The following is a 23,276-nucleotide window of genomic DNA, read 5'->3' on the forward strand; positions in this document are numbered from 1 at the left end:
GGGTCTCGTACCCTTGCTGAAAACCCCGGCGAAGCAGGTGGCCATGGCGCGTACACGCATGCGGGTGGGCCCGTCCGCCTGCGTCACGCGGGCGCGGCTGCTCGGGGCGCTGGCGGCGACGCTGGCGGCGGTCGCGGCCACGGCGGCGCCGCCGTTGATCGACGCCGGCCGGGCCCGCGACGCGCTGGCCCGTCTGGAGGGCGAGCGCGCCCGGCGCCTGGACGTCTCCGGCGCCGCGAGCGCCTTCGGCCGGGCCCTGCTCAGCTACGACTACAAAGACCTCGCCAGCACCCGCTCGACCCTGTCCGCCCAGGCCACGGGCGACTTCCAGGCCACCTACGACGCGGCGTTCGGCGGCGCGATGTCCCAGGTGATCGTCGAGCTCAGGGCCGTCTCCCAGGCCAGGGTGCGCCAGGTGTACCTGGCCGACGTGGACGAGCACACCGCGCACGCCATCGTCGTCGTGGACCAGCAGGTGAACACCGCACGGGCGATTCGCACGGCGCGGGATTCGCACCTTAAGATCACGCTTGTGAAGCAGAAGGGCGCCTGGAAGGTCCAGGACGTGACCGTGCTCGGCGCGGCCACGCAGGACCGGTACGGGCCCGCGGCAAGGAAGAAGGACTGACGATCGTCCCCCTGGCGATGGGCGGCCGCCCCGAGGAGGTGCGGGCCCCCGAGACGTGGCTGACCGAGGCGGAGCGCGAGCGCGCCGACCGGTTCGTCTTCCCGGCCGACCGCGCCTGTTTCGTCGCGGCCCACCTGCTCGTACGCCTGTGCGCCGCGGCCGTGCTCGACCTGCCGCCGGATGGGCTGACCCTGCTGCAACACTGCGACGTGCACGGCCCCGGCCACGGCAGGCCGTCCCTGCGCGAGGCTCCCGAGCTGGGCGTGAGCTTCAGCCACACCCGCGGCTACGTGGCCGCGGCGGCCGGCCCCGGCCGGGTCGGTGTGGACGCCGAGCACGTGCCGCCGGGCCCGCTGAACGAGGGCCTGGCCGACCACGCGCTCACGCCCGCCGAACGCGCCCTGGTGACCGGCAACGACGACCTGATCCGCCACTGGACCCGCAAGGAAGCCCTGATCAAGCGCGGCGAGCTCACCCTGGACGAGCTGCGTACCACCGAGAGCGACCCGCCGGGCCGCCACCTGCTCGAATGGCGCGCCGATCCGGACATCAGGGTCGCCGTGATCACCGACGCGCCCGCCAGACGGGTGCCCGTCCCGCTGCTCTAGGGCTGGCGGCGGGTGGGGGTGGGGTCGAGGAAGACCAGGTCGACGCCCGGGAAGCGGTCGCGCAGCCGCCGGTCGACCTCGTCACAGGCGATCTCCACGCCCGCCGCGCTGGCGTCGTCCCGGAAGTCGATCTTGGCGGCGACCATGATGGAGCCCGGCCCGATCATCATCGTCAGCAGCTCGACCACGTCCTCCACCTCGGGCTGGGCCAGCAGCACCGCGCGGATGCCGACCTCGATCTGCCTGGGGGCGGCCTGGCCGATGAGCAGCGACAGGTTCGACTGGATCAGAATGAGCGCCACGACCAGCAGGAGCAGGCCGATGGCGACCGAGGCGGCGCCGTCCCACAGGGCCGAGCCCGACCACTGCGAGCCGACCAGGCCGAGCGCCGCGATCACCAGGCCCACCAGCGCGGCGGCGTCCTCGAACAGCACGGCCTTCAGCGCGGTGTCGGACGTGATCCGCACCAACCGCGCCGGATGGACCTTGTACCTGCCGGCCTCGGCCCGCAACTGCGAGTACGCCTTCGTGAACGAGATGCCCTCGATCACGAACGAGACGGCCAGCACGACGTAGGACGGCGTGAGGTTGCCCAGCTTCTCGCCGGTGCTGATCTCGTGGATCCCGTGGGTGACGGAGAACCCCGCGCCGCCGACCAGCGTCGCGACGGCCGCCATCATCGCCCAGAAGAACCCGGCCTTGCCGTAGCCGAAGGGATGGCGCCGGTCGGGCGGTTTGCCCGCGCGGCGGACGGAGACCAGCAGCAGCAGCTCGGTCACGGTGTCGGCGGCCGAGTGGGCCGCCTCCGACAACATCGCGGCCGAGCCGCCGATCAGTCCGGCGACGAGCTTGGCCAGGGCGATGGTCAGGTTCGCGGCGCCCGCGACCAGCACGGTCACCAGGCTCTCCCCCGACTTCTGCCCCATCCGGTCACTCTACGGCGGCCTCGCGCGGCGGCCCCCCGCAGGTAGCCGCATCGCCACGGGCGTGCGCTAGATTGGGGATCATGAGCGCGCCCCGCTGGCTTTCCCCCTCCGAACAGCGTGCCTGGCGTACGCATCTCGCGCTGCACAAGCTGCTCATGCACCGCCTCGACCGCGAGCTCCAGGAGCATCAGCTCTCGCTGAACGACTACGAGATCCTGGTCAACCTGTCCGAGAGCCCCGAGCGGCGGATGCGGATGAGCGACCTGGCCGACGCCACGATCCAGTCGCGCAGCAGGCTGTCGCACCAGATCTCCCGCATGGAGGCCAAGGGGCTGGTCACCCGGGAGGACTGCCGCGACGACCGGCGCGGCACGTTCGCCGTCCTGACCGACGAGGGCTGGGAGACGATCCAGCGGGTGGCGCCCGACCACGTCGCGAGCGTGCGCGAGCATTTCGTCGACCGGCTCACCGACGACCAGCTCGAAGGGCTGGAGCAGGCGTTCGGGCCGATCGTCGACCATCTGAAGAAGCTGCGCTGACACCCAACCGATATCGCCGACGGCTCACCGGCGTCCCGGGCGGTCGCTACGATCCGCTCATGCTCCGAAAGCTGCTGATCGTCGTCGTGCTCGCGCTCATGCCGGCCTGCTCCGCCGGTGGCGGCGGGGGTGACGAGCTCCCCGCCGGGCCCGACCTGATGAAGAAGTCCTCGGAGGCCATGAAGGCCGTCAAGTCGGCCGGCTTCTCGATCGCCACGGAGGGCAAGCCCCAGGTGCCGCTCAAGAAGGCCGACGGCAGGCTCACCTCGGGCGGCGACGCCGACGGCACGATCACGCTGGAGGTGCTGGGCACGCTGCAGGAGATCACCTTCGCGGTGATCGGCGACACCGTGCACTTCAAGGGCCCGACCGGCGGCTTCCAGACGATGACCAGGCAGCAGCTCGCCCAGTTCTACGACCCGTCGGTGATCCTCAGCCCGGCCAAGGGCATCGCGCAACTGCTCGCCTCGGCGACCGACCCCAAGGTGGAGGCGCTGGAGGACGGCTCCTACCGGGTGGCGACGACGTTCTCCGGGCAGGTCGTGGGGCAGATCGTCCCGGGCGTCACGCAGGGCGTCAACGGCAAGGTCTGGATCGACCGGGCCACCAGCAGGCTGACCAAGGCGAGCCTGCCGCTGCAGAACGGCACGGTCACGGTGACGTTCAGCGACTACGACGCGCCGGTCACGATCACGCCGCCCCCCTCCGGGTGAGCGCGGTGAGCCGGGCGACCTCCCTCGACCGCGCCCGCCGGGTCGCGCTCGGCGCGGGCGGCGCCGTGGTGCTGCTGGCCGCGCTCGACGCCTACGTGGTCGTGACGGTCCTGATGGACATCGCCCATGACGTGGGCGTGCCGCAGAACCACCTGGAACGCGTCACGCCGGTCGTCACCGGGTTCCTGCTCGGATACGTCGCCGCGATGCCGCTGCTCGGCCAGCTCTCCGACCGTTACGGCCGGCGTCCGCTGATCCACGCCTGCCTGGCGGCGTTCGCGCTCGGCTCGGTGCTGACCGCGCTGGCGGCCGGTGAGGCGATGGTGGTGTCGGGCCGTACGGTGCAGGGCGTGGCGGGCGGTGCGCTGCTGCCGATCACGATGGCGCTGATCGGCGACCTGTGGGAGGAGCGCGACCGGCCGCTCGCGCTCGGCGCGGTGGGCGCGGCGCAGGAGCTGGGCAGCGCCCTCGGCCCCCTGTACGGCGGTGTGCTGGCGCTGGTCCCGCCGGTCGCCGTGGCGGGCGTGGAGCTGGGCGGCTGGCACGCCATCTTCTGGGTCAACGTGCCCCTCGCCGCCCTGGCCGCCGTCGCCGTGCAGCGTACGGTCCCGGCCCGGCCGCCCTCCGGCACGGCCCGCGTCGACGTCGTCGGCGGCGCGCTGCTGGCCCTGGCGCTGGCCCTCCTGGTCGTCGGCCTGTACAACCCCGACCCGGCCACGACCGTGCTGCCGCCCTGGGGGCCGCCGGTGATCGCGGGCGGCGCGGTGGCGGGCGGCGTCTTCGTCTGGTGGGAGATCCGCTCCCCGGTCCGGCTGCTCGACCTGTCGGCCGCCCGCAAGTCGCCGCTGCTGGCGACGCTGGCCGTGAGCTTCCTGACGGGCGCGGCGCTGCTGGTGACGATGGTGTTCGTGCAGTTCGCCGCGCAGACGCTGCTGGATCAGGACGCCCTCGGCGCGGCGCTGGTCCTGGCCAGGTTCCTCGGCGCGCTGACCGTGGGCGCGCTGCTCGGCGGCGTGCTGGCCCGGCGCGTGGGCGAACGCGCGGTGGCCGTGCCGGGCCTGCTGGTCGCGGCGGCCGGATACTGGCTGATGAGCCGCTGGCCGCTCGACCTGGCCGGGGCGGGCCTGGCCGTGGACGCCGACCTGGTCGTGGCGGGGCTCGGCCTCGGCCTGGTGATCGCGCCGGTCTCGTCGGCGGTCCTGCGGGTGAGCCCGGCCGTCCAGCACGGCGCCGCCTCGGCGGCGGTCGTGGTGGCCAGGATGATGGGCATGCTCGTCGGTGTGGCGGGCGTGTCGGCGTGGGGGTTCCACCGGTTCCAGTCGCTGACCGCCCACCTGGACACGCCGCTGCCGTTCGGCGTCGACGCGCAGACCTACCAGCGGCGGCTGGCCGACTACCTGGCCGAGATCGACGCCGCCCTGCACGTCGAGTACACCGAGATGTTCCTGCTCACGGCGTTCGTCTGCCTGCTGGGGGCGGCCGTGGCGCTGCTCATGCCGCGCCGCGCCCTGCCGGAGGCGGCGCCCGCCCTCGCGGACGCCGCCCCCGACACCGAACATTGACCGCGGATCAGGTGGCGCCGCCGGTCAGGGTGACAGGCGGTGCAGGTCGCGGGGGAAGGCGGTGGTCTGGCGGATGTTGGCGGCGCCGGTCAGCCGGGCCGTCCAGCGTTCCAGGCCGAGCGCGAACCCGCCGTGCGGCGGCATCCCGTACCGGAACGCCTGGAGGTAGCCCTCGTACGGCTCCACGTCCCCGTCCAGGGCCTGGACGTAGTCCTCGTACCGGTGGAGCCGCTGGCCGCCGGTCACCAGCTCCAGGCCCCTGAACAGCAGGTCGAAGCCGTTGGAGTAGCCCGGTCTGGCCGGGTCGGGATGGGTGTAGAAGGGCCGCTTGGACATCGGGTAACCGGTGACGAACAGGAACTCCGACCCGTGCTCGCGCAGCGCCCACTCCGACAACCACCGTTCCTGGGCCGGTGACAGGTCGGGCTCGTCCTCGCCGGTCAGCCGCTGGGCCTCGGTGAAGTGCACGGACGGGATCTCGGCCGGGACGACCGGCAGCACGGCCCCGGCCACCTCGACGGCGGACGCGGCCCGGCGGCGCACCGACTCGACCATGCCCGCGACGACCTCCCGCAACACCGCCATCACGTCCCGGTGGTCGGCCACGAAGCCCAGCTCGGCGTCGAGGCTGGTGTACTGGGCCAGGTGGCGGACGGTGTCGTGCGGCTCGGCACGGAAGACCGGCCCGACCTCGTAGACCCGCTCGAACACCCCGACCATCGTCTGCTTGTAGAACTGCGGCGACTGCGCGAGGTAGGCGCGGCGGCCGAAGTAGTCGATGCCGAAGACGTTCGCGCCGGACTCGGTGGCCGAGGCCACGATCTTGGGCGTGTGGATCTCGGTGAACCCGAGCCCGTCCAGCGCCTCGCGGAACCCCGCCACGCTCGCCGCCGAGATCTCCAGCGGCGCCCGCAGCAGCGGATGCCGCAGCGCGACGGGCGCGTGGTCGAGGACCGTCGGCAGCGTCGCGCCCACGACCGGCCGGTAGAGGTCGAACGGCGGCGCCTGGGCGGGCTCGGACAGGACCTCGATCTCCGGCACGGTCAGCTCGACCCCGCCCGGCGCCTGCCCGGCCGGGGTCACGGTGCCGGTGACCCGGACGACGCTCTCCTCCGGCGGCAGCTCGCCGGACGCGCTGACGACCTGCGCCAGCCCGGCACGGTCGCGTACGACCAGGAAGGAGACGGATTTCAGGTGCCGGCGGCGATGGACCCAGCCGGCGATCGTCACTCGTCGGCCGGCGTGCTCAGCGAGCGACGCCGACAGGACACGAGAGATCATTACAGCTCCTCTGCAGGAAATGCATGACCCCTTGGGAGTGCGGGGGAGAAGGGAGCTCCCGGTGCCACCGCACTTTCGCCGCCCGCGAAGGGGCGGCCTCCACGACCCGATGACGGGGGTCAGGCCGGCGGGGCATTTCCTCCCCGCACTCAGGAGTGTCTTCGCCAGCGGAACACGGGACCGCCTTCACAGCTTCCGGCGGCTCTCTGGGCCCGTGCGGCCCGCTGGCTACTCGTCTCCGTCCACGCGTTGCCGTAGATCATACGGCAACGCCGTTACTTGTCCTTCTTGGGACGCTTCTCCCGGATCTTCATCGTGACGTCGATCGGCGACCCGGCGAACCCGAACTCCTCGCGGATGCGCCGCTCGATGAAGCGCCGGTAGGTGTCCTCCAGCCAGCCGGAGGTGAACAGCACGAACTTCGGCGGCTCGACGGACGCCTGCGTGGCGAACAGGATCTTCGGCTGCTTGCCCCCCCGGACGGGCGGCGGCGTCGCGTGCACCAGCTCGGTCAGGAACGCGTTGAGCCGCGCCGTCGGCACCCGGGTGGACCAGGAGTCGAGCGCCTTCTCCAGCGCGGGCACCAGCCGGTCCATGTGGCGGCCGGTCTTGGCGGAGATGTTCACCCGCAGCGCCCACGGGGTGCGCACGAGCTGCCGGTCGATCTCCTTCTCCAGGTAGTAGCGGCGGTCCTCGTCGACGAGGTCCCACTTGTTGAACGCCACCACCATGGCCCGCCCGGACTCGATCACCAGGCCGATGATCCGCAGGTCCTGCTCGGTGAGCGGCTCGCTGGCGTCGATCAGCACGATCGCCACCTCCGAGCGGTCGAGGGCGGCCCGGGTGCGCATGGCCGCGTAGAAGTCGGCCCCCTGCAGCTCGCGGTCGCGCCGCCGGATGCCGGCGGTGTCGACGAAACGCCAGGTGCGCCCGCCCAGCTCGATCAGCTCGTCGACCGGGTCGCGGGTGGTGCCCGCCATCGGGTCGACCAGCACCCGCTCTTCCCCCGCCAGCTTGTTGAGCAGCGAGGACTTGCCCACGTTGGGCTTGCCGAGCAGCGCCACGCGGGCCGGGCCGCGCTCGACGCCGAAGGTCAGCTGCGGCGTCTCGGGCAGCGCGTCGAGCACCACGTCGAGCAGGTCGCCGCTGGAGCGGCCGTGCAGCGCGGAGACCGGGTAGGGCTCGCCGAGCCCGAGGGCCCACAGCCCGGCGGCCTCCAGCTCGAGCTGCTGGTTGTCGACCTTGTTGGCGGCCAGGATCACCGGCTTGCCCGACTGGCGCAGCACCGAGCCCACGATCTCGTCGGCGTCGGTCGCGCCCACGGTGGCGTCGACCACGAACACGATCACGTCGGCCAGCTCGACCGCGACCTGGGCCTGCTCGGCGATGCGCAGGTTCATCCCGGTGGCGTCAGGGTCCCAGCCGCCGGTGTCGACGACGGTGAAGCGACGGCCGCGCCAGTTGGCGTCGTAGGTGACGCGGTCGCGGGTGACGCCCGGCACGTCTTCGACGACCGCCTCGCGGCGGCCGATGATGCGGTTGACCAGCGTGGACTTGCCCACGTTGGGGCGGCCCACGATGGCGACGACCGGCAGAGGCGTGGTGTCGCCGTGCTCGGTGACTTCCAGCTCGTCGAGGTCAGCCTCGACCCAATCCCCCGTTGACATGATTGTTCATCCTTAGGTGAGTACCGCACCTGGAGGTCAGGTGCGCTCCTTGACCAGCCTCAGCACCTCCGCGATGACCTCTTCGAGGTTGAGCGCGGTGGTGTCGAGCTCGACGGCGCCATCCGCCATCGAGAGTGGGTCCGTCTTACGTGTCGAGTCCAGGGTGTCACGGCGTTCCATGGCGGCCTGCTGCGCCTCCACCGTGGAGCCGGTCAGCTCCGCGCTCCTGCGGCGGGCACGGGCCTCGGCGCTGGCCGTCAGGTAGACCTTGACGGGCGCGTCGGGGCAGACGACCTTGCCGATGTCGCGGCCCTCGACCACGATGTCACCGGCGCCGGCGATCTCCCGCTGGAGCGCGACCAGCAGCCTGCGCACCTCGGGGACGGCGGCGACGGCCGAGACCGCGCCGGTCACGTCGGACCCCCGGATGGGCGCGCCCACGTCGACGCCGTCGACGTGGATCGTGGGGCCCTCGGGGTCGGTGCCGGAGACGATGGACGGCTCGCCGCAACGGGCCGCGATCGCCTCGGGATCGGCCAGGTCGACGCCCTGCCGGAGCATCCACCACGTCATCGCCCGGTACATGGCCCCGGTGTCGAGGTAACGCAGGCCCAGCGCACGGGCGACCCCGCGCGACACGCTCGACTTGCCCGACCCCGAAGGACCGTCCATGGCGACGACCAGACCGGACACGGCCTCTCCCTCTTCACGTGTGTTTCCCCAACCTGAAGAGGCTACCGCCTCCGGTCAGTCCGCGATCCAGCTCCCGTGGAAGCCGAGCGGTACCCTGGCGGGCAGGTGCACGGTGGCCACCGGCTCGCCGGTGAAGTCCTGGGCCGACAGGATCACCAGGTCGGCCGCTCCCCTGGCCGGGTCGTTGACGTAGGTGAGCAGGTAGCCGTCGTCCTCGGCGGCGCCGGAGGGCACGAACACCGGCTCCCCCACGTACGCGCCCCGCCCGAACCGCCGCGACTCCTGCGTGCCGCGCTCCAGGTCGTGCTTGATGAGCGTGTTGTCGAACGCCTCGTCGGGCAGGTCCTCCAGCTCGGCGCCGGCCGGGTAGATCACGTCGTGCAGGTCGGCGGCGGCCGAGGTGTAGCCGTAGCGGTACGGGCTGCCGGTGCGGCGCTCGTCGATGCGCGGGAACTCCTGCGGACGGTCGTCCAGGCGGGTGGTGGTGACCCGGCCGGCGGCGGGGTCGACGCGCCACCGGTCGAGCGTGGGCGCGCCGCCCAGGTCGAGCCGGGCGTCCACGAACCGCTTGGGGTAGCGGACGACGTCCACCACGACCTCGTCGCCGTCGTCGTAGGCGTTGAGCGTGTGGAAGACCCAGCACGGGTCGATGTCCACCCAGCGCACGTCGCCGGTCTCGCGCGAGAGCAGGCCGAGCCGGGCCGGGCGGGCGTCGTCCCACGCGTACGGGAGCGGCGCGCCGCGCTCGGCGTGGGCCATGCTGAGCGTGACCGGCAGGTCGTAGATCACGACGAATCGGCGGGTCAGCGCGAAGTCGTGCAGCATCGGGCGGTCGGCGACCGGGACGTCCCTGACCTGGGCCACCACGCCCTTGGGGTCGATCACGATGTGCTGGTGGTGGTCCCAGCCGGCGAAGTAGGCCATGGCGTGCAGCTCGCCGGTGACCGGGTCGAGGTGGGTGTGGGCGGCGTACCCGCCGGGCAGGCCGCCGACGAAGTCGCACGCGCCGACCGTGTCGAGCTCGTAGCTCAGCTCGTACGGCAGCCCGCCCGCCTCCACGGTCGCGAACGTGCGCCCGGCGATGCCGATGACGTGCGTGTTGGCCGCGAAGTCCATGCCCGCGTGCACCGGGCCCGGCGCCGGCGTCCCGCCCAGCCGCCGGGCGACCTCGGCGTTGCGCACCCACCGGTTGCGGTACCACTCGGGCCGCCCGCCGCGCAGCCGCACGCCGTGCACCATGCCCTCGCCCATGAACAGGTGGGTGGCGGACGGGTCGTCGAGGCTGAGCGGGTTGGGCCCGTTGCGCAGGTAGCGACCGTCGAGCTCGGCGGGGATGCGGCCGGTGACCTCCAGGTCGAAGGCCGTGATCTCCTCCGTCGCGGGTGCGAAGCCGTTGCGGAAGGGGGTGGTGGTCATCGTGCGCTTCCTCTCAGGTCTGGAACGGCGTGAGCACGGAGGTGCAGAGCAGCAGGAAGCGCTGTCCGGCCTCGGCGCTGTCGAAGAAGCCGGAGATCTCCAGGCTCACGGCGCCGTGGATCGCCATCCACAGCACGTCGGCTATCTCGCCGGCGGCGGCCCCGCGCAGCCGTCCGGCCTCCAGGCAGGCGGCCACGGCCTCGACCAGGATGTCGAACGTCCGCCGCCCGGCGGTGACCGCGTCGGGACCGGGCTGGAAGCCGTGCATCGCGTTCTGGAACATGACCCGGTAGTAGTCGGGCTCGTCCAGCGCGTACTCGCGGTAGGCCGCCAGGCCCGCGTGCAGCGCCGGGAGCGGGTCCTCCTGGGCGGGGACGGCCAGCAGCCGCGCCTCCAGCCGGGCGAAGCCCTCCAGCCACAACGCCTCGCTGAGGCCGTCCTTGCCGCCGAAGAGGGTGTAGATCACCTTCGTGGAGCAGCCGACCTGGCCCGAGATGCGCCGTACGGTGAGCGCCGCCGGGCCCTCGGCGACGAGCAGGCTCTTCGCGGCGTCGAGGATGGCCGACCTGACCACGCTCTGGCCTTCCTGCTGGGCTTGCCGGTACGCGGTGACCGCCATTGAGTAACACCGTTTCTTGTCGGTAACGCTGTTACCGTCCTTTGTACGCCTCCCCCCGGCCCACCGTCAATGCCTTCCGCGAGGAGTAGGCGGGCCCGCCCAGGTAAGAGGTCCGGCGTGACGGAGACGAAGCGAGCGCGGGTCACGGTCGTGGTGGCCTCCAGGGACCGGGTCCGCTCGCTGGCCCGCACGCTGCCCCGCCACCCGAGTCCGGTGATCCTCGTCGACAACGGCTCCACCGACGGGACCGCCGGTTTCGTCGCCAAGCACTTCCCCGACGTCCGCGTGGTCGAGGCGGGGGCCAACCTCGGCGCGCCGGCGCGCAACGTCGGCGTGCGACTGGCCGGGACCCCGTACGTCGCCTTCGCCGACGACGACTCCTGGTGGGCGCCGGGCGCGCTGGAGCGGGCGGCCGACGTGCTGGACGCCCATCCCCGCCTGGCGGTGCTGGGCGCGCGCGTGCTGGTCGGGCCGCGGGAGCGGCTGGACCCCGTCTCGGAGGCGATGCGCGACTCCCCGCTCGGCGTCGAGGACGACCTGCCCGGACCCAGCGTGCTCGGCTTCCTGGCCTGCGGGGCCGTCGTGCGCAAGGAGGCGTTCCTGGACGCCGGCGGCTTCGACGACGTGATCTTCTTCTTCGGCGAGGAGGAACGGCTGGCCGTGGACCTGGCCGCGCGCGGCTGGGGGCTGGCCTACGTGGAAGACGTCGTCGCCCACCACCACCCGTCACCCTCCCGCGACCCGCGCGGCAGGCAGGCGCTGGCGGCGCGCAACGCCGTGCTGACCGCCGTGCTGCGCCGTCCGTGGCCGGTGGTGGCCCGACGGTCCCTTCAGGCGCTGCTGGGCGGTCCCGCGGGCCGCCGGGGGCTGCGCACCGCCGTACGGCGGCTGCCCAGGGCCCTGGCCGCCCGGCGCGGCCTGCCGGTCGCCGTGGAACGCGCCCGGCGCAGGCTGGAACGGGCCGCCGACTGACGGGACTCGGCGCCCGCCCGTCGTGCTCAGCGTCCCGTGATCAGGGAACCTGCCAGCCGCGTTCGCGCAGGGCTCCGGCGAGCGGCGTGGCCGCGTCCGGCTGGACCCACAGCTCAGCGATGCCCAGGGGCAGCCCCGGCGCGTGCTCCAGCCGCACGTCCTCGACGTTGACCCCGACCTCGTCGCACACCTGGAACAGCCGCGCGAGCTGCCCGGGACGGTCACCGATGACCACCTGGACGACCACATAGGCCGGGGCGGGACCGCCGTGCTTGCCCGGGATGCGCCCGTGCCCGGCGACGCCGCGCTTCAGAAGATGGGTCAGTTCACCGCTCGCGGTGCCGTCGCCCTCGGCCAGGGAGCGCAGCGCGGTCGCGGCCTCGGCCAGGTCACGGGAGACGGCCTCCAGCACCTCGGCGACCGGCGTCGCGTTGCCCGACAGGATGCCGAGCCAGAGCCCGGGGTCGCCGCCCGCGATCCTGGTCACGTCGCGCACCCCCTGCCCGGCCAGGCCGAGCGCGACCTCGGTGGCGTCGGCCAGGCGGGCCGCCACGGCCGAGGCGGCGACGTGGGGGGCGTGCGAGACGACGGCGACCGCGCGGTCGTGCTCCTCGGCGCCCACCTCGACGGGGTTGGCCCCGCACAGCTCGATCAGCCTCAGCACCGCCGCCCTGGCCTCCGCCGCGGCCTCGCCGGTCGGGCACAACGCCCACGGCCGGCCGAGGAACAGGTCGGCCCTGGCCGCCCCCGGGCCGGACTTCTCCCGCCCGGCCAGCGGGTGGGAGGCGACGTAGGACGTCAGGTCGCAGCCCAGCCGCGCGGCCTGACTGATGGGCTCGGCCTTGACGCTGGCGACGTCGGTGTAGAACCGGGCCACGCCGCGCTTCTGCAGCTTCAGCAGCTCGTCGGCGACGTGGGCCGGGGGCACCGCGATGACCGCCAGGTCCACCTGCCCGGCGGGCGCCCGGTCCGGCTCCCACTCCTCGCCCGCGCCCAGCTCCCTGGCCAGCCGCACGGCGGCCGCGTCACGGTCGGCGAGCAGCACGCGCACGTCGTGCTTGCGCAGCGCCAGGGCCGCCGAGGTGCCGATGAGACCGGTGCCGACGACGAGCACGGTACGGAGTTCCGAGGCCATATCGATGTCCTGATTTATCGGGCTGGTGAGAGTGTTGCCTGTCGTGTCCGCCAGGCAGGTGCCGTACGACTCCGCCAGGCGGACGCCGCACGGCGATCCGGCTCGCGGCAGGCGCGCCTACTGGGCGATGTCCTGCCGCAGCGCGACCGCGCCCCGCAGATACACATGCTGCATCTCTGCCCGCGGACGGTCGGTCTCCACATGGGCCATCAGGCGCACCACGCGGGGCAGCGCGCCCGGCACGTCGATCTCGGTGCAGCAGATCAGCGGGACGTCGTGGAAACCCAGCTTGCGCGCCGCCAGGGCGGGGAACTCGGCGGTCAGGTCGGGGGTGGCGGTGAACAGCACGCTGATCACGTCGTCCGTGGTGAGGCTGTTGCGCTCCATGAGCGCCTGGACCAGCTCGGTCGTCCCCTGGATGATCGAGTCACGGTCGTCGGCGTCCAGCTGGATCGCCCCGCGGATCGCCCGCACCATGCGCCTTGTCCCCCTCCATAGCGGGAGAGCCCGTGCGAGATACGCACGGGCTCCTGCGTTCCGGCCAGATTACAGCTTCACGGCCGCGTAAAGTTCGCCGACCTCCTTCAAGGTCAGCGCGCGGACCGTGCCGGCCTTGGTGCGGCCCAGCTTCACCGGGCCGAACTCGATCCTGGCCAGGTCGATCACCCGGTGACCGGCCTCCTCCAGCATGCGCCTGACGACGTGCTTGCGGCCCTCGTGCAGCACCACCTCGACCAGCGCCTGCTGGCCGTGCTCCTGCACGATGGCGAAGCTGTCGGCCTTGGCGATGCCGTCCTCCAGCTCGATGCCCTGACGGAGCCTGCGGCCGAGGTCGCGCGGGATCGGCCCCGGCACCTTGGCCCAGTACTTCTTCTGCACCCCGTAGCTGGGGTGCGTCAGCCGGTTGGCCAGCTCGCCGTCGTTGGTGAGCAGCAGCAGGCCCTCGGTCTCGGTGTCGAGCCGGCCGACGTGGAACAGCCGCGGCGCCAGCTCCTCGACGTAGTCGGCCAGGCACGGGCGGCCCTGCGGGTCGTCCATGGTGGACACGACGCCGATCGGCTTGTTGAGGGCGTAGTAGACCAGGTCGGGGGCGGTCGGGATGCGCTTGCCGTCGACGTGGATGACCTGGGTCGCGGGGTCGACCTTGGCGCCGAACCGGCGGACGACCTGGCCGTTGACCGTGACGCGGCCGTCGCCGATCATCTCCTCGCAGGCGCGCCTGCTGGCCACGCCCGCCTGGGCGAGCACCTTCTGCAGGCGCACGCCGTTGGGGACCTCGGTGGTGTCGCGCTCGTCGGTGTAGTCGTCGTCGTAGAAGGCACGGTCGCGCAGCGGCTGGCGGGCGGCCTTGACGCGCCTGGCCTGGGGGCTCTGGGAGCCGGCCGCAGGCCGTCCGCCGCCGAGCGTCTGCACGTCGTCGCGCCTCGGGGTACGCGGCTGCTGCCCGCGCGGGTTGTCCTCGCGCCTGCCGAACCGGGCACGGGTGTTGCCCGCGCCGGCCGAGCGAGGCGCCTCGTCCCTGCGCCCGCCGCGGTCGGCACGGAAGCCGCCGCGCTCCTGACGCTCGCCGTCGCCGCCACGTGCGGGACGTGCGCCGCCACGGGAGTCGGCGTAACCGCGCCGCTCGCCCGCATAACCACCGCGGCCGGCGGAAGACCCGCCACGACCGCCGGAGAACCCGCCCCGGTCACCCGAGGGGCCACCGCGCTCGCCGGAGTATCCGCCACGGTCGCCGGAGTACCCGCCGCGCTCGCCACCGGCGTAACCACTGCGCTCACCACGCCGGTCGCCGCCGTAGCCGCCGCGCCGGTCGTCGCCGAACCTGCCCCGGTCGCCGGACCGGGCAGCCCCGCCGAAGCCCTCGCCACGCGGCCGGTCGCCACCCTCACGACGCGGACGCTCGAAACCGCCCTCACGACGAGGACGGTCGCCACCCTCATGACGGGGACGCTCGAAACGGTCGCCACGCGGGCCGCGGTCACCGCGGTCGTCACGGAAGCGGTCGCCGCCGGCCGGCCGGTCGGCGCGCTGGTAGCGGTCGTCGCGGTCGTCACGCGCCGGACGGTCCGCGCGGTCGCCGCGCGAGTAGCCGTCGCGGTCGCCGCCGGAACGGCCGAAGCGGTCGCCACCGGAGGCGGGGCGACCGGAACGGTCACCGCCGAAGCCGGGCCGGCCGGAACGCTCGCCGCCGGAACGCCCGGAGCGGTCGCCACCGGAGGCGGGACGGCCGGAGCGGTCGCCGCCGCGGGGGCCGGAGTCCTGGCGGGCGCGGTCGTCGCGGTCGCCGTAGCGGGCGCGGTCGTCGCGGTCGCCGTAGCGGGGGCGGGCTCCGCCGCGGTCCGCGCGGAGGGAGTCGCGGCGGGGGTCGTCCCCGCCGAAGCCGCCGCCGAAGGTGTCGCGGCGGTTGTCGTCGGAGCGGAAGGCGGGACGCCCGCCGCGGCCGGAGCCGCCGGTACGTCCACGACCGCGTCCATCACCGGACGGGGTGCTGCGCCTGTTGATCACTTTGTTGTCTCCTCAAGGTTCTCCACGTCGTCGGGGAGGAAGGGAGCGAGCTCGGGAAGCTCGCTGAGGTCCCGCAGTCCCAGACGTTCCAGGAAGTATGAGCTTGTCCGGTAGAGCACTGCCTGGCTCTCCGGGTCGGTGCCGGCCTCTTCGACCAGCCCCCTGGCGACGAGCGTCCGCATGACGCCGTCGCTGTTGACGCCGCGTACGGCGGCGACGCGGGCGCGGCTCACCGGTTGCCGGTAGGCCACGACCGCGAGGGTCTCCAGCGCGGCCTGGGTCAGCCGCGTCTGCTGGCCGTCGCGGACGAACCGCTCGACCAGCGCCGCGCAGTCGGCCCGCGTGTAGAAACGCCAGCCACCCGCGACTTCCCGCAGATCAAAACCCCGCCCGGCGTCGGTATATTCCTTCGCCAGCCCTCTGAGTGCCGCCGCGACCTCGTGGGTGGGGCGCTCCAGCACCTGGGCCAGCGTGATCTCGGCGACGGGCTCGTCGACGACCATCAGGATGGCCTCCAGGGCCGCCTCAAGAGCGGGCCCCGCCGCCTGAGCCTCCTCCTCCGGGGCGTCCTGCCGGTCCTCCTCCCGGTCGGCGACGCTCACCGGCGCGGCCTCGGAAGGCGCGGCGGTGTCCGAGGGCCGCTCGGGGCCGGCGGAAGGCGACTCCGGGAAGGACGACTCGGGCGACGGCGAGGGCTTCGGCGGCGCGACCGGGAGGTCGGGGCCGGAGGGCAGGGCGGGCGACTCCTCCGGGGAGGCGGGCTGGACGAGGGAGCCAGGGAGGGTCATCCAGGCGGGCAGCGGCGACCCGGAATCGGGGGCCTTGCGGGGGCCTGGAAGGGGGTTGGGGTTGTCAGTCATTCGATGGTTTCTCCGCGGATTCCTCGTAGTCGTCGCCCACCGCGACGTCGCCGTCGTCGGCGCCCGTCCAGGTCACGTGGAGCTCTCCCAGCGCCTCGACCTGCTCGAACGTCACCGCCGACTCCCTGAACAGCTCCAGCACGGCCAGGAAGCGGGCGATGACCTCGAAGGTGCCCTCGCAGTCGGCCGTCAGCGCGCGGAAGGTGGCCCGGCGCATCCGGCGCAGGTGCATGACCAGGATGGCCGCCTGCTCCTTGACGCTGGCCAGAGGCTGGTAGATGTGGCCGACGCTGACCGTGGGCGGAAGTTTCGGGGTGAACGCCTTGGCCGCGATGCGGGCGAGCTGCTCGGGCCCGATCCCGAGGATGAGCTCGGGCAGGAGGTCGGCGAACTGCGGCTCCAGCGACACCGTACGGGGGAAGCGCAGCCCCTCCTCGGCCATCCGCCCCGCGAAGACCTTCACGACCTCCTTGTACGCCTTGTACTGCAGCAGCCGGGCGAACAGCAGGTCTCTGGCCTCCAGGAGCGCGAGGTCCTCTTCGTCCTCCACCTCGCCGGAGGGCAGCAGCCGGGCCGCCTTGAGGTCGAGCAGCGTGGCCGCGACCAGCAGGAAGTGGCTGGTCTGGTCGAGGTCCCACTCCGGGCCCCTGGACCGGATGTAGGCGATGAACTCGTCGGTGACCTTGGAGAGCGAGACCTCGGTGATGTCGAGCTTGTGCTTGGCGATCAGGCCGAGGAGCAGGTCGAAGGGGCCCTCGAAGACGTCCAGGTGAACCTGGAAGCCTTGGGGGGCCTCGGTCTGCTCTGCGGTCACCTGGCCATTGTCGCAGGCGCCGGCCAACGCGAGAGCACCTCGCGGGCCAGTTCGCGGTAGGCGTTGGCGCCGAGGGACGACGGGTCGAAGGTGGTGATCGGCTCGCCCGCGACGGTGGCGTCGGGGAAGCGGACCGTACGGTTGATCACCGTGTGGAACACCTTGTCGCCGAACGCCTCCACCACGCGGGCCAGCACCTCGCGGCCGTGCAGCGTACGGGCGTCGTACATGGTGGCGAGCAGGCCCTCGATCTCGAGGTCTTCGTTGAGACGCTCCTGGACCTTGGAGATGGTGTCCATGAGCAGCGCGACGCCGCGCAGGGCGAAGAACTCGCACTCCAGCGGCACCATGACGCCGTGGGCGCAGGTCAGCGCGTTGATGGTGAGCAGGCCGAGCGACGGCTGGCAGTCGATGAGGCAGACGTCGTAGTGCGGCAGCAGCGGCTTGATCACCCGACCGAGCACCTGCTCGCGGGCGACCTCGGTGACGAGCTGCACTTCGGCGGCCGACAGGTCGATGTTGCTGGGCAGCAGGTCGAGGCCCTCGACGCCGGTCTCCAGCAGGACGTCCTCGGCGGTGACCCCGCGGTCCATCAGCAGGTTGTAGACGGTCAGGTCGAGCTGGAGCGGGTTGATGCCCAGGCCGACCGAGAGCGCGCCCTGCGGGTCGAAGTCGACCAGCAGCACCTTCAGCCCGCACTCGACCAGCGCCGCGCCCAGGTTGATGGTGGTGGTCGTCTTGCCGACGCCGCCCTTCTGGTTGACCATCGCGACCACTCGCGCCGGCCCGTGCACCTGCGGCGGGACCGGTTCAGGGAACACCGGTCGCGGGCGCTGGGTGGGGCCCAGGTTGACGCCGTTGGAAGGCGCGTTGGTCTTGGTGTCACCCCAGGGGTTGTCGGGGGTCCCCTGGGTCGAACCCTTGGTCGTCACAGTCACCAGCTCGAACCTCCCTGACGATCCCGAACCGGACCGTCCGGACGGACACTATGGCGTCACCACTAAACGCGGCAAGGCGGCACGCCGGGGCGCCGCGCACGCGCAAAAGACTATAGATCACTGCCGGGCGCGCGGGTGCGCCGCGGCGTAGACCTCGCGGAGTTTGTCGACCGTGACCAAGGTGTAGACCTGCGTGGTCGTGACCGAGGCGTGACCGAGCAGCTCCTGGACCACCCTGACGTCCGCGCCTCCGTCGAGCAGGTGGGTGGCGAAGGAGTGGCGCAGGACGTGCGGGCTGACGCCGGCCAGACCGGCGCGTTCGGCGGCGGCCTGGAGCACTTCCCAGGCCCCCTGCCTGGTCAAGCGGCCGCCGCGGGCGTTGAGGAAGACCGCAGGGGTGCCGCGTCCGTGGGCGAGCAGGCCGGGCCTGGCGCGGACGAGGTAGGCGTCGAGGGCCGAGCGCGCGTAGCGGCCGAGCGGGACGACGCGCGTGCGGCCGCCCTTGCCGCGCAGTCGCACCTGGTCGGGTTCGAGGTCGTCGACGGCCAGGCCGACGGCCTCGGAGATGCGGGCGCCGGTGCCGTACAGGACCTCCAGCAGGGCGCGGTTGCGCAGGGTGAGCGGGGCGCCGTCGGGGCCGGAGGCGGCGATGAGGCGTTCGACCTCGTCGACGGCGATCGCCTTGGGCAGCCTGCGGAGCTGGCGCGGCGGGCGTACCTCGTGGGCGGGGTCGTGGGCCGTGACGCCTTCACGCAGGGCGAACCGGTGGAGCCCGCGTACGGCCGACACGGCCCGGGCGGCCGAGCTGGCCACGAGGGCGGGATGCTCCCGGTCGCCCTCGCGCAGCGCGGCGAGGAAGGCCTGAACGTCGGCCTCCCCCACCTCGTCGAGCTTCAGCCGCCCCCGCGCCTGAAGATGTTCGAAGTATCGCCGCAGGTCACGGCGGTAGGACGCGAGCGTGTTGGCAGCCAGGCCCCGCTCCACCGCCAGATGGGCGAGGTAGCTGGAGAGCACCGCCTCCACGACATGGTCCTTCCGTCACGCCTCCGGGGCGTCGGCGGGGCGCAACAGGGCGAATCCCTCAACCGAAGCCGCATATGCGGCGAGGATACCGGCCACGGCCGGGGAATTGTGGATCATTCCCATGAGCGCCTTCTCGACCGCGTCGGCCAGCGGCACCCATTCGACCGGCATGCCGATCTCCTCGTGCCGGTGGACGAAGGTGTTCTCCTCGTCGGGGATCCTGCTCAGGCCGCGGGCCAGGAAGACCCTGATCCGCTCGTCGGTCATGCCGGGAGAGGAACGCAGGTCGACCAGGGTGTGCCAGGTGTCGGCGCGGTAGCCGGACTCCTCGGCGAGCTCGCGGGCCGCTGTGGTGGCGAGCGGTTCGCCCGCCACGTCGCGGAGGCCGGCCGGCAGCTCCCACATGAGCTGCCGGGTGGGGTGGCGGTACTGCCTGATCATCAGGACGCGGTCGCGGTCGTCGAGCGCGAGCACGGCGACCGAGCCCGGGTGGACGACGTAGTCGCGGTCGGCGACCTCGTCCTGGGGCATCTTGACCGTGTCGGTGACGACCTTGATCACGTAGCCCTGGAAGTGCTCCTTGGACGCGACGACGTCCCACGCCTCGGGCGTGTCTCTGATCATGCTCGCACTCGCTTCCGGTCCTCCGTGGTCACGGGAGCCACCGCCTGCGGACCGAGGCTCGCCGCTCCGGTGACGTTCACTTGCCGACCTTCGTGCTCACGCGGCTGTCGGCGTAGGCCAGGGCTGCGCCGATCAGGCCCTTGAACATCGGGTTGGCGCGGGTGGGACGCGAGCGGAACTCGGGGTGCGCCTGCGTGCCGATGAAGAACGGGTGCACGTCGGCGGGCAGCTCGGTGTACTCCACCAGGCGGCCGTCGGGCGACAGGCCGGAGAAGACCAGGCCGACGTTCTCCAGGCGGTCGCGGTAGGCGTTGTTGACCTCGTACCTGTGGCGGTGGCGCTCGTCGGCCTTGGCCTTGCCGCCGTAGAGCTGCCTGGCCAGGGTGCCCTCGCCGAGCTTGGCGGTGTAGCTGCCGAGCCGCATGGTGCCGCCCATGTCGCGCTCGCCGGCGACGACGTCCTCCTGGTCGGCCATGGTGGAGATGACCGCGTGCTTGGTGTCGGGGTCGAACTCGGCGGAGTTGGCGTCCTCGATGCCGGCCATGTTGCGGGCGGCCTCGATGACCATGCCCTGCATGCCGAGGCAGATGCCGAGCAGCGGGATCCTGCCCTCCCGGGCGTGGCGGATGGCGCCGATCTTGCCCTCGATGCCGCGCACGCCGAACCCGCCGGGGATCAGCACGCCGTCGACGCCGTCGAGCTCGCGCTCGGCGCCCTCGGGGGTCTCGCAGTCGTCGCTCTTGACCCAGCGGATGTTGACCCGCGCGTCGTTGGCGAACCCGCCGGCGCGCAGCGCCTCGGTGACCGACAGGTACGCGTCGGGCAGGTCGATGTACTTGCCGACCAGCGCAATCGTGACCTCCTTGGCCGGGCGGTGCACGCGGCGCAGGAGCTGCTCCCACTCCTTCCAGTCGACGTCGCGGAAGGGCAGGCCGAGGCGGCGCACGACGTAGGCGTCGAGGCCCTCGGCGTGCAGCACCTTGGGGATGTCGTAGATGGAGGCGGCGTCGACGGCGGAGACGACGGCGTCCTCGTCGACGTCGCACATGAGGCTGATCTTGCGCTTGATCGCCGTCTGGACGGGCCGGTCGGAGCGCAGCACGATCGCGTCGGGCTGGATGCCGATGCTGCGCAGCGCGGCCACGCTGTGCTGGGTCGGCTTGGTCTTCAGCTCGCCGGACGGGCCGATGTAGGGCAGCAGCGACACGTGCAGGAAGAAGACGTTGTCGCGACCGACCTCGTGCCTGATCTGGCGGACGGCCTCCAGGAACGGCAGCGACTCGATGTCGCCGACCGTGCCGCCGACCTCGGTGATCACGATGTCGACGTCGGGACCGGCCATGCCGCGGATGCGGTCCTTGATCTCGTTGGTGATGTGCGGGATGACCTGGACGGTGTCGCCCAGGTATTCGCCCCGCCGCTCCTTGGCGATGACGTTGGAGTAGATCTGCCCGGTGGTGACGTTGGCCGAGCCGTGCAGGTCGGTGTCGAGGAAGCGCTCGTAGTGGCCGACGTCGAGGTCGGTCTCGGCGCCGTCGTCGGTGACGAACACCTCGCCGTGCTGGAACGGGTTCATCGTGCCGGGGTCGACGTTGAGGTAAGGGTCGAGCTTCTGCATGGTGACCCGGAGGCCGCGCCCCTTGAGCAGGCGGCCGAGGCTGGAGGCGGTGAGCCCCTTGCCAAGACTGGAGGCGACACCGCCGGTGACGAACAGATGCTTGGTTTGCGATGCGCTGCGCAAAGGGGCTCCCGTGGCTCGTGGTGTGGCCGAAGTGTCCACGGGCTCTCAGGATATCAAACAACGCCCCTCACATGCCCGAACGGCATGACCTAGCGGTAACTTTGGTCCCTATGTCACTTGTACGGCGGGCCTTGGGTGCGCTGATTCACCGTGCCTACGCGGCGATCCGGCACGCCGGGGCGATCTCCCCGGACTCCACGGCAGGTTACCGTTTCCGCCGTATCGGCGAGGGTGTCAGCATCGCCTTCCCGCCGGGGGCGATCTTCGGCGAGCGGTGGATCGAGATCGGCGAGCACACGCTGATCGGCGAGCGGGTGTCGATCTCCTGCGGCATGTGGCCCGGCCTGGAGCTCGGCCCCGGCTCGATCCTGCGGATCGGCGGCTCGTGCTCGATCGGCAGGGGCTCGCACATCGTGGCCCACCAGTCGATCGACATCGGCGACCACGTCTTCACCGGCCCGTACGTCTACATCACCGACCAGAACCACGTCTACGACGACCCCGAGACGCCGATCGGCCGGCAGTGGCCGCGCAACAGCCCGGTCTCCATCGGCGCGGGCTCGTGGCTCGGCACGGGGGCGATCATCCTGCCGGGCACGGTCCTGGGGCGGCAGTGCGTGGTGGCGGGGGGCGCGGTGGTGCGCGGCGAGTTCCCCGACCACAGCGTGGTCGCCGGGGTGCCCGCCAGGCGCGTCCGCGGCTACACGCCCGAGCTGGGCTGGCACGACCCCGGCGCGGCGGAGGCCGCCGCAGCGATCGCCCTGGCGCTCGACGGGCAGGCCGGGCCGTCCTGACGCGCCGGGCGACGTCCTGCCGGTCGGGGGATGGACCGAACAAGCTTCTGGAGGTTAGCGTCGGTGCATGCGGACCGCCATCTGTGAGCGCCTGGGCGTCGAGTTCCCGTTGTTCGCCTTCAGCCACTGCCGCGACGTGGTGGCCGCGGTCACGAACGCGGGCGGGTTCGGGGTGCTGGGGGCCGTCGCGTACGCGCCGGAGCGGCTCGACGCCGAGCTGACGTGGATCGACGAGCGGGTGGGCGGGCGGCCGTACGGGGTGGACGTGCTCGTCCCGGGCCGGATCGACGCCTCGGCGCTCGACCTGCGGGCCCATCTGCTGGACTTCGTGCCCGACCGCCACCGCGACTTCGTCACCCACCTGCTGTCGAAGTACGGCGTGAACGCGCCGCCGCAGCCGCTGAGCGCCGTCGCCGACGAGTTCGGCAGGCGGGTGACGGCCTCCGGGGCGACCGCGCTGATCGACGTGGCGCTCAAGCACCCGATCGGGCTCATCGCCAGCGCGCTCGGCCCGCCGCCGCCGGAGATGCTCGCGAGCGCCAGGAAGGCGGGCGTGCCGGTGGCCGCGCTGGTCGGGACCGTGGAGCACGCGCGCAGGCAGGTGGCGGCCGGGGCGGACATCGTCGTGGCCCAGGGCTCCGAGGCGGGCGGGCACACCGGCGAGATCTCCACGATGGTGCTCGTCCCGCAGGTCGTGGACGCGGTCGCGCCGGTGCCCGTGCTGGCCGCGGGCGGCATCGCCTCCGGACGCCAGATGGCCGCGGCCATGGCGCTCGGGGCCGAGGGCGTGTGGTGCGGCTCGGTGTGGCTGACGACCGAGGAGTCCGAGACCTCGCCCGCGCTCCGGCGCAAGCTGCTGGCCGCCTCTTCGCTGGACACCGTGCGGTCGCGCTCGCGTACGGGCAAGCCGGCGCGGCAGCTCAGGTCGGCCTGGACCGAGGAGTGGGACGACGGGCCGGAGAGTCCCGGACCGCTGGGCATGCCCCTGCAACTGCTGCTGGCCGAGGGGGCGATGGCCCGCATCGGCGCGGCGGCCGACCGCGGCGACCCCGGCGCCCTGGAACTCGTCACCTACTACGTGGGGCAGGTGGTGGGCCAGCTCGACCGGGTCCGGCCGGCCCGTGACGTGGTGTACGACATGATCAGCGAGTTCACCGAGGCCGTGGCCCGCCTCTCGTCCTCCTGACTGGTTCCTCCCGTATGGCCCGATAGCATGCG

General features: G+C 72.5%; 23 protein-coding genes. 8 read left to right on the forward strand and 15 right to left on the reverse strand.

The features are described 5' to 3' along the window. Positions 1–43: 43 nt before the first annotated feature. Both ACWCSU_RS10730 and ACWCSU_RS10735 read left to right on the forward strand, forming a co-directional pair. The gene (locus tag ACWCSU_RS10730; protein WP_357704555.1) at positions 44–628 is read left to right on the forward strand and encodes a hypothetical protein; all 585 of its coding nucleotides are present in this window, start codon (positions 44–46) and stop codon (positions 626–628) included. Positions 629–645: 17 nt separating this feature from the next. After that, complete coding sequence (locus tag ACWCSU_RS10735; RefSeq protein ID WP_449934850.1) at positions 646–1,236, forward strand: 4'-phosphopantetheinyl transferase family protein; 591 nt, start codon at positions 646–648, stop codon at positions 1,234–1,236. Here the strand turns inward: ACWCSU_RS10735 and ACWCSU_RS10740 are convergent. Continuing rightward, positions 1,233–2,162 carry a cation diffusion facilitator family transporter gene (locus ACWCSU_RS10740; protein WP_357704551.1) on the reverse strand — a complete coding sequence of 310 codons (930 nt, stop codon included), beginning with the start codon at positions 2,160–2,162 and terminating at the stop codon, positions 1,233–1,235. The genes ACWCSU_RS10735 and ACWCSU_RS10740 overlap by 4 nt on opposite strands. 80 nt (positions 2,163–2,242) lie before the next feature. Here ACWCSU_RS10740 and ACWCSU_RS10745 point away from each other — a divergent pair, with 80 nt between their 5' ends. The 3 genes from ACWCSU_RS10745 to ACWCSU_RS10755 are packed head-to-tail and all read left to right on the forward strand — an operon-like array spanning position 2,243 to position 4,976. After that, positions 2,243–2,701: a MarR family winged helix-turn-helix transcriptional regulator gene (locus ACWCSU_RS10745; protein ID WP_357704549.1), complete on the forward strand. Its 459-nt coding sequence runs from the start codon at positions 2,243–2,245 to the stop codon at positions 2,699–2,701. A 59-nt stretch (positions 2,702–2,760) separates the two neighbouring features. Then, on the forward strand, positions 2,761–3,414 hold the full coding sequence (locus tag ACWCSU_RS10750) for an LppX_LprAFG lipoprotein (RefSeq protein WP_357704547.1): 654 nt from the start codon (positions 2,761–2,763) through the stop codon (positions 3,412–3,414). A 5-nt stretch (positions 3,415–3,419) separates the two neighbouring features. Continuing rightward, complete coding sequence (locus tag ACWCSU_RS10755) at positions 3,420–4,976, forward strand: MFS transporter (RefSeq protein WP_449934851.1); 1,557 nt, start codon at positions 3,420–3,422, stop codon at positions 4,974–4,976. A 24-nt stretch (positions 4,977–5,000) separates the two neighbouring features. Here ACWCSU_RS10755 and aspS read toward each other — a convergent pair whose 3' ends face one another. The 5 genes from aspS to ACWCSU_RS10780 all read right to left on the reverse strand — a co-directional run bounded on the left by aspS (position 5,001) and on the right by ACWCSU_RS10780 (position 10,652). Next, on the reverse strand, positions 5,001–6,257 hold the full coding sequence (gene aspS, locus ACWCSU_RS10760; protein ID WP_357704544.1) for an aspartate--tRNA(Asn) ligase: 1,257 nt from the start codon (positions 6,255–6,257) through the stop codon (positions 5,001–5,003). Between the two features lie 275 nt (positions 6,258–6,532). Then, positions 6,533–7,924: a ribosome biogenesis GTPase Der gene (der, locus tag ACWCSU_RS10765; RefSeq protein WP_449934852.1), complete on the reverse strand. Its 1,392-nt coding sequence runs from the start codon at positions 7,922–7,924 to the stop codon at positions 6,533–6,535. Between the two features lie 36 nt (positions 7,925–7,960). Next, the gene (gene cmk / locus ACWCSU_RS10770) at positions 7,961–8,617 is read right to left on the reverse strand and encodes a (d)CMP kinase (RefSeq protein ID WP_357704540.1); all 657 of its coding nucleotides are present in this window, start codon (positions 8,615–8,617) and stop codon (positions 7,961–7,963) included. 54 nt (positions 8,618–8,671) lie between these two features. After that, on the reverse strand, positions 8,672–10,033 hold the full coding sequence (locus ACWCSU_RS10775; protein WP_449934853.1) for a carotenoid oxygenase family protein: 1,362 nt from the start codon (positions 10,031–10,033) through the stop codon (positions 8,672–8,674). A 13-nt stretch (positions 10,034–10,046) separates the two neighbouring features. Beyond that, entirely contained in the window at positions 10,047–10,652 is a 606-nt protein-coding gene (locus tag ACWCSU_RS10780) for a TetR/AcrR family transcriptional regulator (protein WP_364092580.1), read from the reverse strand. 117 nt (positions 10,653–10,769) lie between these two features. On the opposite strand from ACWCSU_RS10780, the gene ACWCSU_RS10785 reads away from it, so the two are divergent. Next, entirely contained in the window at positions 10,770–11,624 is an 855-nt protein-coding gene (locus tag ACWCSU_RS10785) for a glycosyltransferase family 2 protein (protein WP_449934854.1), read from the forward strand. Positions 11,625–11,664: 40 nt separating this feature from the next. On the opposite strand, the gene ACWCSU_RS10790 is transcribed toward ACWCSU_RS10785, so the two are convergent. The 9 genes from ACWCSU_RS10790 to ACWCSU_RS10830 all read right to left on the reverse strand — a co-directional run bounded on the left by ACWCSU_RS10790 (position 11,665) and on the right by ACWCSU_RS10830 (position 21,264). Beyond that, positions 11,665–12,759 (reverse strand): prephenate dehydrogenase, encoded by a 1,095-nt coding sequence (locus ACWCSU_RS10790; protein WP_357704532.1) that lies wholly within the window; start codon positions 12,757–12,759, stop codon positions 11,665–11,667. A 117-nt stretch (positions 12,760–12,876) separates the two neighbouring features. Further along, positions 12,877–13,236: a chorismate mutase gene (aroH, locus tag ACWCSU_RS10795; protein ID WP_357704530.1), complete on the reverse strand. Its 360-nt coding sequence runs from the start codon at positions 13,234–13,236 to the stop codon at positions 12,877–12,879. A gap of 69 nt (positions 13,237–13,305) precedes the next feature. Next, positions 13,306–15,264: a pseudouridine synthase gene (locus tag ACWCSU_RS10800; RefSeq protein ID WP_449934855.1), complete on the reverse strand. Its 1,959-nt coding sequence runs from the start codon at positions 15,262–15,264 to the stop codon at positions 13,306–13,308. Next, positions 15,261–15,866, reverse strand: coding sequence for an SMC-Scp complex subunit ScpB (scpB, locus tag ACWCSU_RS10805; RefSeq protein WP_449935100.1), 606 nt, complete (start codon positions 15,864–15,866; stop codon positions 15,261–15,263). The genes ACWCSU_RS10800 and scpB overlap by 4 nt, the downstream gene beginning before the upstream one ends. Before the next feature lie 250 nt (positions 15,867–16,116). After that, positions 16,117–16,938 carry a segregation and condensation protein A gene (locus ACWCSU_RS10810; protein ID WP_364092585.1) on the reverse strand — a complete coding sequence of 274 codons (822 nt, stop codon included), beginning with the start codon at positions 16,936–16,938 and terminating at the stop codon, positions 16,117–16,119. Then, the gene (locus ACWCSU_RS10815) at positions 16,935–17,876 is read right to left on the reverse strand and encodes a ParA family protein (protein WP_125630250.1); all 942 of its coding nucleotides are present in this window, start codon (positions 17,874–17,876) and stop codon (positions 16,935–16,937) included. Before ACWCSU_RS10815 ends, ACWCSU_RS10810 begins: the two co-directional genes overlap by 4 nt. A 117-nt stretch (positions 17,877–17,993) precedes the next feature. Continuing rightward, a complete protein-coding gene (locus ACWCSU_RS10820) occupies positions 17,994–18,899 on the reverse strand; it encodes a site-specific tyrosine recombinase XerD (protein ID WP_357704523.1) in 906 nt (301 codons plus the stop codon). Positions 18,900–18,914: 15 nt separating this feature from the next. After that, positions 18,915–19,523 carry an NUDIX hydrolase gene (locus ACWCSU_RS10825; RefSeq protein WP_357704521.1) on the reverse strand — a complete coding sequence of 203 codons (609 nt, stop codon included), beginning with the start codon at positions 19,521–19,523 and terminating at the stop codon, positions 18,915–18,917. Between the two features lie 76 nt (positions 19,524–19,599). Beyond that, entirely contained in the window at positions 19,600–21,264 is a 1,665-nt protein-coding gene (locus ACWCSU_RS10830) for a CTP synthase (RefSeq protein WP_449934856.1), read from the reverse strand. Positions 21,265–21,374: 110 nt separating this feature from the next. Between ACWCSU_RS10830 and ACWCSU_RS10835 the strand changes: the two genes are divergently transcribed. After that, the gene (locus ACWCSU_RS10835; protein ID WP_397039140.1) at positions 21,375–22,058 is read left to right on the forward strand and encodes an acyltransferase; all 684 of its coding nucleotides are present in this window, start codon (positions 21,375–21,377) and stop codon (positions 22,056–22,058) included. A 67-nt stretch (positions 22,059–22,125) separates the two neighbouring features. Further along, the gene (locus ACWCSU_RS10840; protein WP_449934857.1) at positions 22,126–23,244 is read left to right on the forward strand and encodes an NAD(P)H-dependent flavin oxidoreductase; all 1,119 of its coding nucleotides are present in this window, start codon (positions 22,126–22,128) and stop codon (positions 23,242–23,244) included. The last annotated feature ends 32 nt before the right edge of the window (positions 23,245–23,276 follow it).

Source organism: Nonomuraea sp. NPDC001699 (genome assembly GCF_053596455.1).

What these genes read in the sequence shown, in the direction of transcription:
- ACWCSU_RS10730 (WP_357704555.1), top strand. Translation starts at nt 44, where the DNA reads ATGGCGCGTACACGCATGCGGGTGGGCCCGTCCGCCTGCGTCACGCGG.
- ACWCSU_RS10735 (WP_449934850.1), top strand. Translation starts at nt 646, where the DNA reads ATGGGCGGCCGCCCCGAGGAGGTGCGGGCCCCCGAGACGTGGCTGACC.
- ACWCSU_RS10740 (WP_357704551.1), bottom strand. Translation starts at nt 2,162, where the DNA reads ATGGGGCAGAAGTCGGGGGAGAGCCTGGTGACCGTGCTGGTCGCGGGC.
- ACWCSU_RS10745 (WP_357704549.1), top strand. Translation starts at nt 2,243, where the DNA reads ATGAGCGCGCCCCGCTGGCTTTCCCCCTCCGAACAGCGTGCCTGGCGT.
- ACWCSU_RS10750 (WP_357704547.1), top strand. Translation starts at nt 2,761, where the DNA reads ATGCTCCGAAAGCTGCTGATCGTCGTCGTGCTCGCGCTCATGCCGGCC.
- aspS (WP_357704544.1), bottom strand. Translation starts at nt 6,257, where the DNA reads ATGATCTCTCGTGTCCTGTCGGCGTCGCTCGCTGAGCACGCCGGCCGA.
- der (WP_449934852.1), bottom strand. Translation starts at nt 7,924, where the DNA reads ATGTCAACGGGGGATTGGGTCGAGGCTGACCTCGACGAGCTGGAAGTC.
- ACWCSU_RS10775 (WP_449934853.1), bottom strand. Translation starts at nt 10,033, where the DNA reads ATGACCACCACCCCCTTCCGCAACGGCTTCGCACCCGCGACGGAGGAG.
- ACWCSU_RS10780 (WP_364092580.1), bottom strand. Translation starts at nt 10,652, where the DNA reads ATGGCGGTCACCGCGTACCGGCAAGCCCAGCAGGAAGGCCAGAGCGTG.
- ACWCSU_RS10790 (WP_357704532.1), bottom strand. Translation starts at nt 12,759, where the DNA reads ATGGCCTCGGAACTCCGTACCGTGCTCGTCGTCGGCACCGGTCTCATC.
- aroH (WP_357704530.1), bottom strand. Translation starts at nt 13,236, where the DNA reads ATGGTGCGGGCGATCCGCGGGGCGATCCAGCTGGACGCCGACGACCGT.
- ACWCSU_RS10825 (WP_357704521.1), bottom strand. Translation starts at nt 19,523, where the DNA reads ATGATCAGAGACACGCCCGAGGCGTGGGACGTCGTCGCGTCCAAGGAG.
- ACWCSU_RS10835 (WP_397039140.1), top strand. Translation starts at nt 21,375, where the DNA reads ATGTCACTTGTACGGCGGGCCTTGGGTGCGCTGATTCACCGTGCCTAC.
- ACWCSU_RS10840 (WP_449934857.1), top strand. Translation starts at nt 22,126, where the DNA reads ATGCGGACCGCCATCTGTGAGCGCCTGGGCGTCGAGTTCCCGTTGTTC.